The sequence below is a fragment of the Nocardioides sp. AN3 genome, assembly GCF_054653495.1.
On record NZ_BAAIGC010000009.1, the window covers coordinates 24,735 to 38,654 of the forward strand.

The following is a 13,920-nucleotide window of genomic DNA, read 5'->3' on the forward strand; positions in this document are numbered from 1 at the left end:
TCTACTGCTCGCCGTCGAACGTCGCGAGGACCTTGTGGTCGAGGCCCTTCGCACCGGGGACGACCTCGAAGAGGAGGCCCTTCAGCGCCGGGTAGTGCGTCTCGGCGTTGAACGAGAACGGGCCCCAAGGAGCATCGACCTTCGCCTGCGCGACCGCCTGGGTGAGGCCGTCACCGGACTTGCGTGAGTCAGCGACGGCCTGCTCGATCACGCGGGCCGTGGTCCACGCGTTCGCCTGGACGAAGTTGGGCGTGACGGCCGGCGGCGCGACAGCTGAGACGGCGGCGGTGAACGCCTTGTCCGCCGGCGTTGCAGTCCCGGTCTCCGCATAGTGGAAGACGCCCTGGACGCCGAGGGCCGCATCGCCGATCTGGTTCAGAACGAGACGCGAGACCATCGGGCCGAGCCCGATCAGCTGCGCCTTGTCCTTGAGCCCGGCGGCGGCGTACTGCTTGACGAAGCGGACCGCGTCGGCTCCCCCGAAGAAGCCGAAGACGACGTCGGCGTCCGACACCTGGCTGAGGAAGGGCCCGTAGTCCGAGGTGTCGAGCGGGGGGTAGATCTCCTTGACGACCGTCCCGCCGGCCGAGGTGAAGCCTGCCTTGAACCCGTTCGCGACGTCGTGGCCCTGGACGAAGTCGCTCGCGAGGATGACGGCCTTCTTGTAGCCCAGCTCCTTCGCGGCGTAGGCGCCGAACGGCCGGGTCACCTGCGCGGGGTAGAACCCCACCGAATAGGCGGTCGTGAACTTCCCGAGCCCGCCCGGCCCTGGGATGGGCGCGATCTGCGTGACGCCGACGCTCTGCAGGTAGGGGGCGACCGCCAAGGTCGCCGCCCCGTTGACGCAGCAGACGACCACGTCGGCGCCCTTCTCCTGGACCAGCTGGCGGGCCTTGGTCAAGGCGGTCTGCGGGTCACCGGCGTCGTCCTCGGTCAGCAGATTGAGCCCCGACGGGGCACCCGGCGCGGAGAACGCGCCCTTCATCACACCTGCGAGCACCGGGCCGTAGAGCCCGTATACGCCTGACGACGGCGCGATCAGGCCCACCGTCACCTCCTTGCCGGCCGGCTTCTCCGCCCCCGCCGCGGAGCCGCCCCCTGTCGTGCTCGCTCCGCCGCACCCGGCCAGCAGGGCCAGCGCCGCGCCGGCACCGAGCGCGGCCACCATCGGTCGTCCCATGGCAATCTCCTCGTGAATATGGGTTGGTTGATCCGAGAACTCGTTGTTGCAGCGGCCAGCCGCCACTGCCTGTCGATGAGCGATCGATCAGCTGGGGTGGGGAAGAACGGGTTGGGGAAGACTGGATCTGGAAGACCTGGGGCTCAGGCGTGCGGCGCGAGGTCGCGGCGCAGGATCTTCCCCGTCTCGGTGCGAGGCACCTCGTGGATGGACTCGAACGCCCGCGGCTTCGCGTGCGGGCCGACCGTCGTCGCCACGAGGTCCCGCAGGGCGCGCTCGAGGGTCGCGTCGAGCTCGGCGTGGTCGAGCTGGACGAACGCCTTGATCGACTGGCCGACCTCGGCGTCGGGCACGCCGACGACGGCGGCGTCCTCGACCGAGGGGTGCAGCTTGAGCGCGTCCTCGATCTCGCTGGGACCGATGCGGTAGCCACGACTCTTGATCACGTCGTCCGCACGCCCGAGGTACTCGAGCCGGTGGCCGAACACCGCTCGGGCGAGGTCACCGGTCCGGTGCCACTGTCCGGTGGGCGGCACGGGCCGTCCGAGATCGGTGCTCCACACACCGAGCGTCGCGACCGGGTCGGGCAGGCGGAGCGAGATCTCTCCGACCTCTCCGAACGCGACCTCCTCGCCGGCCTCGTCCAGGAGCCGGACGTCGTGCCCGGGGTACGGCGCCCCCATGGTGGCATCGTCCACGGACCCGAGCGCGGCGGAGTCGCCGATGAGCGCATTGGCCTCGGTCTGCCCGAAGGCCTTGTTCACCGAGGCCGCCAGGTGGCGGCGCGCCCAGGCCATCTCCGCGGCTCCCGCCGGCTCCCCGCCGGTCACCACGGCCCGGAGCCGACGCTCCGGCCCATGCCCGTGAGCCGCGAGCAGCCGCAGCACCGACGGCGGCAGGAACGCCTTGGTCACCCCGTAGCGCTCGAAGAGGGAGAGCGTCCGGGCGGCGTCGAAGCGCTGCTGCCGGAACGCCACGACGGGCACACCGAACGACCAGGGGACGAGCAGCCCGAGCATCAGGCCGCCGACCCAGCCCCAGTCCGCGGTCCCGAAGTAGACGTCGTCGTCCTGGAACAGCTCGAAGGCGTAGTCGACGCCCGCGTGACCCAGGAGCACCCGGTTCGCGTGCACGATCCCCTTCGGGCTGCCGCTCGTCCCCGAGGTGTACATGAGGAGGGCCGGCTCGTCCCCGTCCGGGACGTGAGGCTCGAGGGGGACAGCCGTGTGGGCCTCGTCGAAGAGGTCGTCCGCGGACGAGGAGTCGACCGTCAGGACGGGCACGCCCGTCTCCGACGCCTGGGTCTCGAGCAGCCGGCTCACGCCGGCCTCGTCCGTCACGAGGATCGACGCCGCGGCGTCGCGCAGTCGGTGGGTGACCGAGGAGCCGGCCATCAGCCTCGGGATCGGGAGGATCACCGCCCCGGCCGCGAGGACGGCGCAGACGACCTGCGCCGCCTCCTTCGACGGGTCCAGATACATGGCGACCCGGTCGCCGGGCTTCACCCCGCGTCGTCGCAGGGCACCGGCCAGGCGCCGGACCGCCTCCTGGACCTCGCCGAACGTCACGCTCTCGACGCCGTGCGGGCCCCCCTGCAGCACCGCGACCCGGTGGGGGTTCTGGTCGAACAGGGCGTCGCGCACCATCGAGTAGCTCGGGTCGGGGACCCATGACGCGACATCGCGCGCCTCGCTGAGCCGTGAGATCACGCGAGCCGGGGTCAGTCCAAGCGCACCCATACGCTCTTCTCCTTGGTGAAGCTCTCGATCGCCGTCTGACCGAGATCACTGCCGTGACCACTGGAGCGGAAGCCGCTGTAGGGCGACGCCGGGTTCAGAACGCCCCAGCTGTTGACCCAGACCGTCCCGGCGTCGAGCGTCTGCGCGAAACGAAGTGCCCGGCCGACGTCGCGGGTGAACACCCCGGCCGCGAGCCCGTAGATGGTGTCGTTCGCCAGCCGTAGGGCCTCCTCCTCGCCCTCGAAGGGCAGGACGGAGAGGACCGGTCCGAAGATCTCCTCCTGCGCGATCCGCATGTCCGGCGTGACGTCGGCGAACAGGGCCGGCTGGTAGAAGAAGCCGGGCTCCTCGGGCGACGGGTCGGCAGCGTTGCCGACCAGCAGGTTCGCGCCCTCGGCGACGCCCGCCGTGACGTAGGAGTGCACCGAGGCGCGAGCGGCCGCGTCGACCAGCGGGCCGATCTCGGTCGCCGTCTCCTCCGGGTCGCCCACGCGGGCCGCCTGGACCCTCTGCACGACGAGGTCGATGACCTCGTCGTAGATCGCCCGCTCGACGAGCAGACGACTCGGCGCCGTGCAGGTCTCGCCCTGGTTGCTGTACATCGCCTGGAAGACGACGGACGCGACCGTGGCCGGGGCGGAGTCGGCGAAGGCCACGAGCGCCGACTTGCCGCCGAGCTCGAGCGAGGCGGTGATGAGACGGTCGGCGGCCGAGCGGCCGATCCCTCGCCCGACGTCGGTCGACCCCGTGAAGGTGATCTTCCCGATCCCCGGGTGGTCGGCGATGGCCTGGCCGGCGACGGAGCCGCGGCCGGGCAGCACGTTCACCAGGCCGGCTGGCAGGCCGGCCTCGAGCGCGAGCTCGCCGAGCGCGACCGGCACGAGCGGGGCGAGCTGCGCTGGCTTCAGGACGATGGCGTTGCCCATCGCCAGGGCCGGCGCGATCTTCCACACGGCCTGGACCGCGGGGAAGTTCCACGGGGTGATGGCTCCGACGACCCCGATCGGCTCGCGCACCGTGTAGTTCAGGAACCGCCCGGGCGCCGGCGTGGTCCGGCCCTCGATCTTCGTCACGAGCCCGGCGAAGTAGTCCAACGTCTCGATCATGACCGGCAGGTCGATGGACCGCGACTCGCGGATCGGCTTGCCCATGTCGCGGGTCTGCAGCATCGCGAGCTCCTCGCCGTGCTCCTCCACGAGCCCGGCGAACCGGGTCAGGAGACGAGCACGCTGGGAGGGGCGCATGCGCTGCCACTTCGTGGCCGCCGCCGCGCTCGAGCGGACCGCGCGGTCCACGTCCTCGACACCTGCCTCGGCGACCGACGCCAACACGTCGCCGGTCGCCGGGTTGACGGTGTCGAAGCGCGCCCCGGTCGAGGACTCGACGAGCTCGCCGTCGAGGACGAGCGGGACCTTGTCAGTGGATGCCTGCATGAGTGTCACGTCCGAATCAGGGCAGCTGGTGGGCGGTGGGCAGAACGGCCTCGGCCAGCTCCTGCAGCTCTTCGACCGCCTCGGCGAGCGTCTCGTGCTCGAACGAGGTGTCGCAGATGAAGTGGGTGACGCCCTGGGCGCCGTACGCCTCGATCGTCTCGGCGTTGTAGGGCGCCGTGCGCAGCGGCCGGGCGGTCAGCGTGATCTCGCTCATGTCGCGACCGGCCTGCTCGACGTACGACGTCAGCGTCGCGAGGTAGCCCGCGTAGTCCTCCGGCCCGACGGCAAGAGGGTGCCAGCCGTCGCCGATTGCGGCGATCCGGCGCAGCGAGGCCTCGCTGTAGCCGGCGAACCAGACGGGGATGGTGCCCCGGACCGGCTTCGGATACATCTTGAAGTGGTGCAGGTCGTAGAAGTCGCCGGTGAAGTCGACCTCGTCCTCGGTCCACATGTGGCGCATCGCGTTGATCATCTCGGTGACGCGGCGCCCGCGGTCCTTGAACGGCGCCCCCAGGATGTCGAACTGCTCCTTCATCCAGCCGACGCCGATCGCGACGGTCAGCCGACCTCGCGAGAGGACGTCGATGCTGACGAGCGTCTTGGTGGTCTGGACGAGGGGGCGCCACGGCAGGATCAGGCACGACGTGCCGAGCTCCACGCGCTCGGTGGCGGCGGCCGCCCACGTGAGCGACGTCAGGCAGTCGAGGTAGGGGGTCTCGGGAGCCCAGAGGAACTTGCCGTCGGAGGTGTAGGGGTAGGGGGTGTCGACCTTCGTCGGCAGAGCGACGTGGTCCGTCATCCACAGGGAGTCGAACCCGGCCTTCTCGGCGAACTGCGAGATCTCCGCGATCGCCTCGGGGCCGGCCCACGGACCTGCACCGGGAATTCTGATTCCGACCTTCATCACACTGTTCCTCTCAGATCTTTCTGGTTGTTCATCGAACGACGGCGTCTGCCGTCAGGCGGGCGATCGAGCCTGCGTCGTAGCCGAGATCGCCGAGGATCTCGGAGGTGTGCTCGCCGACGGAGGTCGGCGGGCGGCGGATGTCGCCAGGGGTCTGACCCAGCCTGATCGGAATGCCCGGGACCCTGAGCTCGCCCAGGTCGTCGTGGTCGATGCGCACGACGAGGTCCATGGCCTTGATCTGCGGGTGCTCGACCGACTCGTCGTAGCCGAGGACCGGGGCGCAGATGATGCCGGCCCCGGCGAGGATCTCGACGATCTCGTCACGCTGGTGCCGGGCGAACCACGGAGCGATCGCGGCGTCGACGGCGGTGGCGTTCTCGAGCCGGTGCGGGGCCGTGTCGAACCGCGGGTCGGTGAGCAGGTCGGGCCGGTCGATCGCGTGGGCGAGCTTCACGAAGTGCCGGTCGTTGAACGCCACCACGTGGACGGCGCCGCCGTCCTTCGTCGGATAGGCGTTGTACGGCGCGTAGAAGTTGCTGGCATTGCCCGGCCGCTCCTGGACGTAGTCGGCGAGCAGGTACTGACCCAGCCAGGGCGTCTGCAGGTGGAACAGCGACCCGACCAGCGAGACCGAGCCGTCCTGCCCCTCGCCGGTCCTCTGGCGCGCGAGAAGGGCGACCAGCGCCGCGACCGCGACCAGGTAGCCGGCCGCCGCGTCCGCGACCGGCGGGCCGGCCTTGATCGCCTCACCGCCGCGCCAGCCTGTCGCTGCCATGAACCCGGTGATCGCCTGGGCGACCGGGTCCAGTGCCGGCCGGCCGGCGAGCGGGCCGACGTCGCCGTAGCCGCTGACGTTGAGCGCGATCAGGTGGGGATGCCGCGCCCGCACCTCGGCCGGCGTCAGGCCGAAGCGCTCCTGGACGGCTGGCAGCATGTTCTCGATCAGGACGTCGGCGCCCGCGCACAGCTCGTCGAACACCTGCCGGCCCTCGACGGTGCGCAGGTCGATCGCGATCGCCCGCTTGTTCCGGTTCACACCGGCGAAGACGCCGCTCATGCCGTCGCGCCCGGGGCCGAAGGTCCGCGACTCGTCCCCGCCGATGGGCTCGACCTTGATCACCTCGGCGCCGAAGTCGCCGAGGATCGAGGCGCCGAGCGGTCCGGCGACCATCGTCGCGGCGTCGATGACGCGGATTCCTTCGAGAGCTTGCACGTGGGTTCCGTTCATGATGCTGAACTTATATCGGAATTTCGAACAAACGTAGACCCGCGCCCTGGGCGTGTCAAGCGTCACTCCTCGTCCGATCGACCGTTGGACTATGTTCGAGGTGTCGATCTATGTTCGGTATATCGAATAACTGACCACGCCTGACAAGGGAGCCGTATGCGCACGTTCACCACCGTCGAGGAGGTCCTCGAGGCGTCCGACAGCCACCTCGGGACCAGCGACTGGCTCGAGATGACTCAGGAGCGCATCGACACGTTCGCTGAGGCGACCGGGGACCACCAGTGGATCCACACCGACCCCGAGCAGGCGGCAGGCGGCCCGTACGGCGCCACGATCGCTCACGGCTACCTGACGCTCAGCGTCCTGCCCGCGCTCGCCTCGACGATCTACCGGTTCGACACCCCCGGGGCACGCATCAACTACGGCGCCGACCGGGTCCGCTTCCCAGCGCCCGTCCGCGTCGGCTCCCGCATCCGCTCCCACGTCGATCTTCGAACCGTCGTACCGACGGCTGACGGCCTCCAGCTGACCCTCGAGACCTCCGTGGAGATCGAGGGCAGCGCGCGGCCGGCGTGCGTGGCCACGACGCTGCTACGCCTGCACGCGCCCGAGGTCCGGGCCTGACCGTTCAGGCGCCGGGCCGGCCCGGATCGGGCGCGAAGGTCATCCACGAGACGACGTCCAGACAGACTGGGCAGACCCGCTCGGGGTCGATGGACCCGAACGGCTCCCAATGCTTGCGCCACGTCATCGCATTCCGGTCGCACGCGGCACGATCGGTGCCCACCTGCTTGGCGTGCACCAGCAGCAGCGCCGGGTCCACATCGTCGACGGTCTCGGTCGGACCGTCGGGCCCGAACGGCGAGGTCGCGAACCAGCGCGGGGCCGCGACCACCGCCCTCGCTCGTCTGACCCGTTTCGATCGGGCTGGCTGTGCGACGCCATGGCCGGCGACCCCGGGACCCGACATCGTCTGCCAGGTCGTGCCCTTTCTCCCCATCTGCTTCGTCTCCCCTCCGCGTTGTTCATTATCTCGAACCGTTATCGATATTTCGAACAAACTAGACTCGAGGCTCACGAGTGTCAAGCGTCACGTTCGGCGGTGAGGGCGACGTGACCGGCGAAGGGCGGACGTCGCGATGACGGACGAGATCGAGCGGTGGCTTGCGGCCGGCGCGGACGCGGTGGACCCCGGCGCAGCCCCGGGCTGGCTCGTGCCGCTCGTCCGATATGTCAACGCTGTCGACGCCCGCACCCTGAGCGAGCACGACCCTCCGGCGGACGGCGTCAGCGAGCGGCAGGCCGCCGTCCTCCTCCTGCTCGGCCTGGACCCGGCCGACGGGCCGTACGTCGTCCTCCAGCAGCGCTCGGCACACCTGCGACACCACCCGGGCGAGATCTCGTTCCCGGGCGGACGGCGCGAGCCCGTCGACACGAGCACGGTCGACACCGCCCTGCGCGAGGCCGACGAGGAGATCGGGCTCATCCGGACTGATGTCGACCCGGTGGCGCTCCTCCCGCGGCTGCACATCGTGGCGACCGGGTTCGACGTGACGGCGGTCCTGGCCCACCAGCGACGGGCGGCCGCTCTGCGCGCGGACGGCAGCGAGACCACGGCGATTCACCGTGTCAGCCTCGGCGCCCTCGCGGCGCTCTCCGCCTGGCAGGACCTGCATCACCCCCGCGGATGGCACGGTCCGGCGGCGGAGCTCCCGTTCGGGACGCTCTGGGGCTATACCGCCGACATCGTGCGGGCACTGGTGGCGGGTCTGGCCGCCCGGCCGTAGCGAGGCGGCCACCGGAACACGTCCGGCTCAGGACAGTGCTGCAGTGCGAGCACCGTGCCGCCCACCGCGAGAGGCGGCACGGAGCACGCGGATGGACCTGAGCGCGATCACCAGCACCAGACCGGTGACAGCGGCCAGGAGGACCACCGTCATCACGGGCCAGCCCGCGGGCCGGACGATCCTGAGCCAGGTGACCGCCAGCCCGGCGACACTGGCGGCGGGGAACGTGAAGGACCAGAAGCCGTGCGTGAACTCGAGCGCCCGGTAGCGAGTCAGGAGCGGCACCTGCACCAGGGTCAGGAAGGCGGTGATGCCCGTGAGCCCCTGGAAGATCGGGCCGGGCCGGCCCGCCGAGATGGTCAGCCATGCTGACGCAGCCACGGCGGGCGGCGCGATCATGATGGCGAGGGTCGGCACCAGCGCGGCGGGCATCGCCGGCCGGAGGGCGAGCCGCAGGAACAGCACGACGGTGGTCAGCAGCCAGAAGAAGCACCCGACGGCGAAGCAGCCCACGGCGAGCCATCGAACCCCTGCCTGTCCGGCAGAGAGGGCACCGACGAGCCCGGCAGCGCTGATCGGGAGGTAGTAGCCGCCGTGGACCGACTCGAGTGGCAGGTCGCCCCTCATCCAGAAGGCCGTCATCCAGGCACCGAACCCGGCCGCCGCCACGATTGCCAGGAGGACGATGACTGTTCCCGCGGTGGGCCAGGTGTGGTGCAGACCGGCGCCGAGGAGCATCGCCGAGATCGGCAGCAGCGCGGCGAGGGGACCTTGCGCCAGGTGCGTGAGCTGGTCGCGGAGTCGGTGGTCCGTGCGACTGCCCCGGTGCAGGTGAGCCACGACCGTCCACCCCCACGCCAGGGCGGCGATGCTCCAGAACGCCTGGGCGAGCCCGTACGGCGCTCCCAGGACGGATGTCGAGAGCGACCAGAGCTGTGCGAGACCGGCCAGGCCCAACGGGATCGCGAGCGTGGTGAGGGGAACGCGCTCATGGGATCGCGGGCGGGCCGCAGACGAGGACGGTGGCTGAGCGGGCATGTCGATGCCTTCCGGATCAGGGAGGAGCGGGGCGGTCCGAGCAACTGTTATTGACCTTGAGGTCTAATACTCGCACAGGTTAGCCTTGGCGCGTGGCCAGGCCGATGCAGTTCGAGACGGGTGCCGCGGTCGAGAGGGCCATGGACCTGTTCTGGGCCCAGGGCTACGCCGGCACCACCCCCCAGCAGCTCGCCAGCGGGATGGGCATCGGCAAGGGCAGCCTGTACAACACCTTCGAGAGCAAGCACGCGCTCTTCCTCCGAGCGCTCGAGCGCTACACGGAGCTGCGGCTCGACTACCTCACCGACCTCTTCGCCGGTTCCGGCCCGGTCGCACCCTGCCTGAAGCAGGCAGCCGTGGAGCTCAGTGGGCTCGGTGAGCACCAGCGCGGCTGCGTCATGGTGAACGCGACCGCCGAGCTCGGCACCACCGACCCCGAGGTGGACCGGATCGCCGACCGGCTCTTCAGCGGGATCGCCTCGAGGTTCGAGGACGTCATCCGTCGTGGCCGCGAGACCGGCGAGCTGACCGGCGGCGAAGCACCCGAGGTGGCGGGGCGCCAGCTCCTCGCCCTCGTGGTCGGTCTCAGCGTCCTGGTGAAGTCGGGCGCTGGTGCCGCCGGCACGTCGATCGTCGACGGCTTCGTCGATGCGCTGTGACGCGCACGTGAGGGGGTGACCCGGATGGCCACGCTGGTATCGGTCAACGTCGGGTTGCCGAAGGACGTGAAGCGGCCGGTGAAGGCCTCTTCGAGATCGGTGATCTTGCCGCGCATCCGTCCACGGGCGAACTGCGCGAGCCTCTTGGGGTCACGCTCGCCGGCGATCAACGCGGCCAGCATGTCGCGGCCCGAGACCCCGAAGATGTCGGAGGCGACGCACCTCAGACCCTGCTCGCTTCCGGCAGGTTCCGAGCCTGTTGCAAGGGAAGTACGTCTACCCGACCGCATCCTGCTGCAGATGCCTGCGGATGATGTGTTCGGCGTTCGCCGGAGATCCGATCAAACGGTCGCGGATCTCCGCGTCATAGGCGAGCACAAGCTTCTTGCAGGCGAGCATTTGCGCCCAGGTGGACCCCGGTCTGATCGAGCGCGGGCAGCATGACTGCCGCACTGCAACGTTCGAAGGCTCTGTTTCGGCCCAGGAGATCGAGTAGGTCGGCGTGGAACTCGAAGTCGACATCCGTGATGACCGAGGCGCAGTTGGAATCGTCAACTGCCGAGAAGTACCTGGCCAACGTGCTCCGCATCGGGCCAATCCGCGACATGGCCGCAGCACGTTCCGCGTCCGTGTAGTCGCGAGAAAGGAAGCCGTTCTCGAGGTACTGCTGCACGTTGTGCAGCTCGATGACGTCCATGGTGTCAGTAGGGGCACCGGACCGGTCGAACTGCATCGCGATCTCCCGCGACGCGCGGCACGAACCAGCCTGCGGCCCAGGTCGTGGACGCCACAGAACCGAACCCGCCGCAGGGCCGTCTCTTCCTCGTCACTCACCTGTTGACCTCATTCGCTTCTGAGCCGTGCCGACATCCTGACGTAGTGGACCGACAGCAAGACCCGCGCGGGCTCGTGACTCTCACCCGGCGAGCGCGTCCCGCCACGCGGAAAAGGCGCGCTCGATCTCGGCGGGGTCGACAAAGGTGTCGAACGAGAGCTTGGCCCGCTCGACGCTCACTAGGTCACGCAGCACCTCCGCAGTCCACTCAACGCTCTGGCGGACGTCGACGCCGACCTCGGGGTGATCGATGAACTCCTCGATCACCCGGAAGGTCTCACTCGGGTGCGCGACTGCCATGAGCCGCCAGAGGTCACCAAGGTCCTTGTCGCGAACCGGCCCCTTGCGCGGCTCTCGGAGTCGTTCGCCGATCTTCGATCCCTTGGCCAAGATGAGCGCGGGGATCTCCGCGACATAGATCTCAGCTGTCAACCGTGGATCGGCGAAGTCGCTGATTGTGACCAGCGATCGATTGAACGCGGCGAGCTCAAGGCCAAGCGCGTTGCCCACCGCGAGCTTGCCGTGCACGGGTTGTAGGGCCGGGACTCCACGCTTGCTGCGGCTGGCGGTGCCGGATAGCCCGTGGGGAGCGAGCAGGTCGACCTTCTCGCGGAACGACAGCGTGCCGTCAGCCTCCTCGTACGGCGTACGACCCCACAGGCCGGGTCGCGCGGTTGTGCGGTGCTCGTAGCCCGCGTCGGCAAGGAGCGCCTCGATGCTCGGCACGTCGCCAACCAGACCCGGCGTCACGCCAAGGTCGCCATCTCCAGTAGGCATACGCGGCACGTCGAGGTCCATCGTCCGCAGCAGGACGGCGTGCGCGCCGACTAACGTGAGCGACTCCGCGTGGACCTGGAGAACCTCGACGACGTTGATGATCGCGCGGCGGCTCCACTCGATCTCAGTGCGCGGCTCCCCGAAGTCCGTCACGCCACGCGCCTCCCCATGAGGATGTCGGCCTGCTCGACCATGCGGTCGATGCCACCGTAGGCGTCGATGACGACCTGGTCGCGAGCAACGACAGTCGTGCCGTTGATGTCGACGCGACCGACTTCGCTCACACCGTCGAACGGGATGAGGGTTACCCGCATACCGAACGAGCCTGGCCTCTTGCGAGCGAGGCTGGCGGCTTCGGCCGCGCGAGCGACGTCCTCGACGTAGAGAACCGGCCATGCCTCCCCCGCGCTCGACCGGTATCGGTTGGCTCCAGCGTCGCCGGTGAGGGCGTAGTCGATCGCTGCTGCACCAAGCGCCTCAGCGATCTGATCTGCCGCCGATCCCGCCGCGAAGTCCACCGCTCCGGCGCGCCGCGTCAGGCGTGCTGCACGTCCCGCGCGGAACAGCAGGTCTGCTTCCTTGCCGCGAATGGCACGACCGTCGCCATCGAGAAGTCCGATGCGAGCCCAGCGCTGGCGCCACAACTCGACGCCTGGAGTCGAGGGCACGGCGAGCTCCGGGTCGAGAGCGAGACGCGCAGTCGCGATCGCACCGACGTCCGCGGTGCCCGTGAAGCCGATGGGCTCACCCAGCACCGTCAGGATCTCCTGTGCGAGGTCGAACGACGGACTCACCGCGCCGGACTCGATCCGCGTGACCGTCGTCGGGGCAACGTCGACCAGCGCCGCGAGCTGACGAGCACTCAGCCCGTTCACGCGACGCAGCGTCGAGATGCGCTCCGCAAGGTCCATGTCTTCAGTCTAAGCGAGTGTTGCAAATCTGCAACATTACGACAGTGGGAGCTATTCAGCGCGGAACGCTGTCGGGGTGACCTGGTCGACCGGCTCGCCTGCCAGGTCCGCCCATGCCTGCATCGCGCCAGCCAGAGCCAGCGCCGCACCAGACTGCACCGCCGGGCTGCCCTGCTTGGCCATGAGGGAGTCGAGCGCACGGAACGCACGGCCGCGGCGCGCGAGGTCAAGGATGTCGCGAGCGGCGCGCTCGCCGTGCCAATGCCCCTTCGGGAGCTTTGCACGAGCGCCGATGCCGGCCGGGGCCTCGGGACACCCGCTGCCGAGGATAGTGTCGAGCAGGTTGAGAGCGACGCCGATGGTGCTGGCAACCGTCGCCTGTGACCCGTCGGGAGACTCCGGAACGGCGGTAGCAAGGATGGCCTCGGCGAGGTCCGCCTGGTCGTCGGCGATGGCCTCCACGAACAGGCGCAGGGTCGTCAACGCGAGCGCACCTGACTCGCCGACCGGCGTGAAGAGCTCCATGTTCCTCCGCTCGACTGCCCGGTCGAGGGCACGCTGCAGCGACTCCATGTCGGGGATCGAGTTCGGGTCGTTGAAGTCGATGCCGTCCTCGGCAAGGAGGGGAGCCAGCTCACGCATCAGGTCGTCGGCCATGCCGGGCTGGTGCCTGATCTCGGGACCGCCCCACGGAGGCTCGGGCGACGAACGACGGATGACCACACGTCCATCCTGTCAGCACCGCGAGCGGCACGCCGTCCCGACGCCGTGGTCGCGCGACGTGTTAACGATTCCGCGGATTCCTAACACGCCCGAACGACGTGTTAGTTGGCTCGACATGACCAACAAACCAGGGTGCTGGACGTCGCCGTCGACGGGCACACTGATGGCATGTCTGGCGATGACCGGAGTGCGCTCGCGAAACTGGGCGCGTTCATCGCGCGCCTGGAGGAGCTCCGCGACCTCGCGGTCGACGGAGTCCTTGATGCCGAACTCGTCTACCGCGCCTCGCAGGACGAGAGTGGGCTCGCTTGCTGCTGGTGCGGCTACGGCATGACTGAACATGAAGATGGGGCAGGGCAAAACGAGGGCGCGATCCCGCACCCGTTCAGGGCCTCTGGGACGAAGTCGATCGCGTGGCTGCTCGATGTGCCCGGGCCGCGCCGGCCGTTCGCCCATGACCACGCCAAGACGCCAGACCTGGAAGAGATCTGCGTTCGATGCCGGATCGAAGCCCAGGGAGTACTTGAACGCGGGCGAGAAGTTGAGTAGATGTATTGATCGCCGTCTGACTACTCAACCGGCTCCTGACACAGTGGCGCCCTAGGGGTCAGAGTTACAGAAGTTCGGCTGCCACTGGGTCACCGTGATGGAGCCGAAGTGATGCACGAGAGTGATGCACGAAGCCCCGAAATCGGTGTCCAAG

The 13,920-nt window shown here is 69.3% G+C and carries 15 protein-coding genes; 4 read left to right on the forward strand and 11 right to left on the reverse strand.

The window, feature by feature from the left end:
- Position 1 precedes the first annotated feature (1 nt).
- The 5 genes from ACYQ1K_RS12025 to ACYQ1K_RS12045 form a co-directional block, all read right to left on the reverse strand.
- Entirely contained in the window at positions 2-1,180 is a 1,179-nt protein-coding gene (locus ACYQ1K_RS12025) for an ABC transporter substrate-binding protein (protein ID WP_459983226.1), read from the reverse strand.
- A 143-nt stretch (positions 1,181-1,323) separates the two neighbouring features.
- The gene (locus ACYQ1K_RS12030) at positions 1,324-2,919 is read right to left on the reverse strand and encodes an AMP-binding protein (protein ID WP_459983227.1); all 1,596 of its coding nucleotides are present in this window, start codon (positions 2,917-2,919) and stop codon (positions 1,324-1,326) included.
- Positions 2,901-4,352: an aldehyde dehydrogenase family protein gene (locus ACYQ1K_RS12035; protein WP_459983228.1), complete on the reverse strand. Its 1,452-nt coding sequence runs from the start codon at positions 4,350-4,352 to the stop codon at positions 2,901-2,903. The genes ACYQ1K_RS12030 and ACYQ1K_RS12035 overlap by 19 nt, the downstream gene beginning before the upstream one ends.
- A 16-nt stretch (positions 4,353-4,368) precedes the next feature.
- Positions 4,369-5,256: an LLM class F420-dependent oxidoreductase gene (locus ACYQ1K_RS12040; RefSeq protein WP_459983229.1), complete on the reverse strand. Its 888-nt coding sequence runs from the start codon at positions 5,254-5,256 to the stop codon at positions 4,369-4,371.
- 31 nt (positions 5,257-5,287) lie between these two features.
- A complete protein-coding gene (locus ACYQ1K_RS12045; protein ID WP_459983230.1) occupies positions 5,288-6,487 on the reverse strand; it encodes a CaiB/BaiF CoA transferase family protein in 1,200 nt (399 codons plus the stop codon).
- Positions 6,488-6,643: 156 nt separating this feature from the next.
- Here ACYQ1K_RS12045 and ACYQ1K_RS12050 point away from each other — a divergent pair, with 156 nt between their 5' ends.
- Positions 6,644-7,111 carry a MaoC family dehydratase gene (locus ACYQ1K_RS12050; RefSeq protein ID WP_459983231.1) on the forward strand — a complete coding sequence of 156 codons (468 nt, stop codon included), beginning with the start codon at positions 6,644-6,646 and terminating at the stop codon, positions 7,109-7,111.
- Between the two features lie 4 nt (positions 7,112-7,115).
- On the opposite strand, the gene ACYQ1K_RS12055 is transcribed toward ACYQ1K_RS12050, so the two are convergent.
- Positions 7,116-7,382 carry a hypothetical protein gene (locus ACYQ1K_RS12055; protein WP_459983232.1) on the reverse strand — a complete coding sequence of 89 codons (267 nt, stop codon included), beginning with the start codon at positions 7,380-7,382 and terminating at the stop codon, positions 7,116-7,118.
- 244 nt (positions 7,383-7,626) lie between these two features.
- On the opposite strand from ACYQ1K_RS12055, the gene ACYQ1K_RS12060 reads away from it, so the two are divergent.
- Positions 7,627-8,274, forward strand: coding sequence for an NUDIX hydrolase (locus tag ACYQ1K_RS12060; protein WP_459983233.1), 648 nt, complete (start codon positions 7,627-7,629; stop codon positions 8,272-8,274).
- A 27-nt stretch (positions 8,275-8,301) separates the two neighbouring features.
- On the opposite strand, the gene ACYQ1K_RS12065 is transcribed toward ACYQ1K_RS12060, so the two are convergent.
- Positions 8,302-9,312, reverse strand: a complete 1,011-nt coding sequence (locus tag ACYQ1K_RS12065; protein WP_459983234.1) for an SLAC1 family transporter — start codon at positions 9,310-9,312, stop codon at positions 8,302-8,304.
- Between the two features lie 92 nt (positions 9,313-9,404).
- On the opposite strand from ACYQ1K_RS12065, the gene ACYQ1K_RS12070 reads away from it, so the two are divergent.
- Entirely contained in the window at positions 9,405-9,971 is a 567-nt protein-coding gene (locus tag ACYQ1K_RS12070) for a TetR/AcrR family transcriptional regulator (RefSeq protein ID WP_459983235.1), read from the forward strand.
- Between the two features lie 364 nt (positions 9,972-10,335).
- Here the strand turns inward: ACYQ1K_RS12070 and ACYQ1K_RS12075 are convergent, their stop codons facing one another.
- From ACYQ1K_RS12075 to ACYQ1K_RS12090, 4 genes are all read right to left on the reverse strand, one after another.
- The gene (locus tag ACYQ1K_RS12075; RefSeq protein ID WP_459983236.1) at positions 10,336-10,668 is read right to left on the reverse strand and encodes a hypothetical protein; all 333 of its coding nucleotides are present in this window, start codon (positions 10,666-10,668) and stop codon (positions 10,336-10,338) included.
- A 219-nt stretch (positions 10,669-10,887) separates the two neighbouring features.
- Positions 10,888-11,736, reverse strand: coding sequence for a hypothetical protein (locus ACYQ1K_RS12080; protein ID WP_459983237.1), 849 nt, complete (start codon positions 11,734-11,736; stop codon positions 10,888-10,890).
- Positions 11,733-12,494, reverse strand: coding sequence for a helix-turn-helix transcriptional regulator (locus ACYQ1K_RS12085; protein ID WP_459983238.1), 762 nt, complete (start codon positions 12,492-12,494; stop codon positions 11,733-11,735). Before ACYQ1K_RS12085 ends, ACYQ1K_RS12080 begins: the two co-directional genes overlap by 4 nt.
- Positions 12,495-12,545: 51 nt before the next feature.
- On the reverse strand, positions 12,546-13,217 hold the full coding sequence (locus ACYQ1K_RS12090) for a hypothetical protein (protein WP_459983239.1): 672 nt from the start codon (positions 13,215-13,217) through the stop codon (positions 12,546-12,548).
- A gap of 168 nt (positions 13,218-13,385) precedes the next feature.
- Here ACYQ1K_RS12090 and ACYQ1K_RS12095 point away from each other — a divergent pair, with 168 nt between their 5' ends.
- Positions 13,386-13,766: a hypothetical protein gene (locus ACYQ1K_RS12095; RefSeq protein ID WP_459983240.1), complete on the forward strand. Its 381-nt coding sequence runs from the start codon at positions 13,386-13,388 to the stop codon at positions 13,764-13,766.
- Positions 13,767-13,920: the final 154 nt, after the last annotated feature.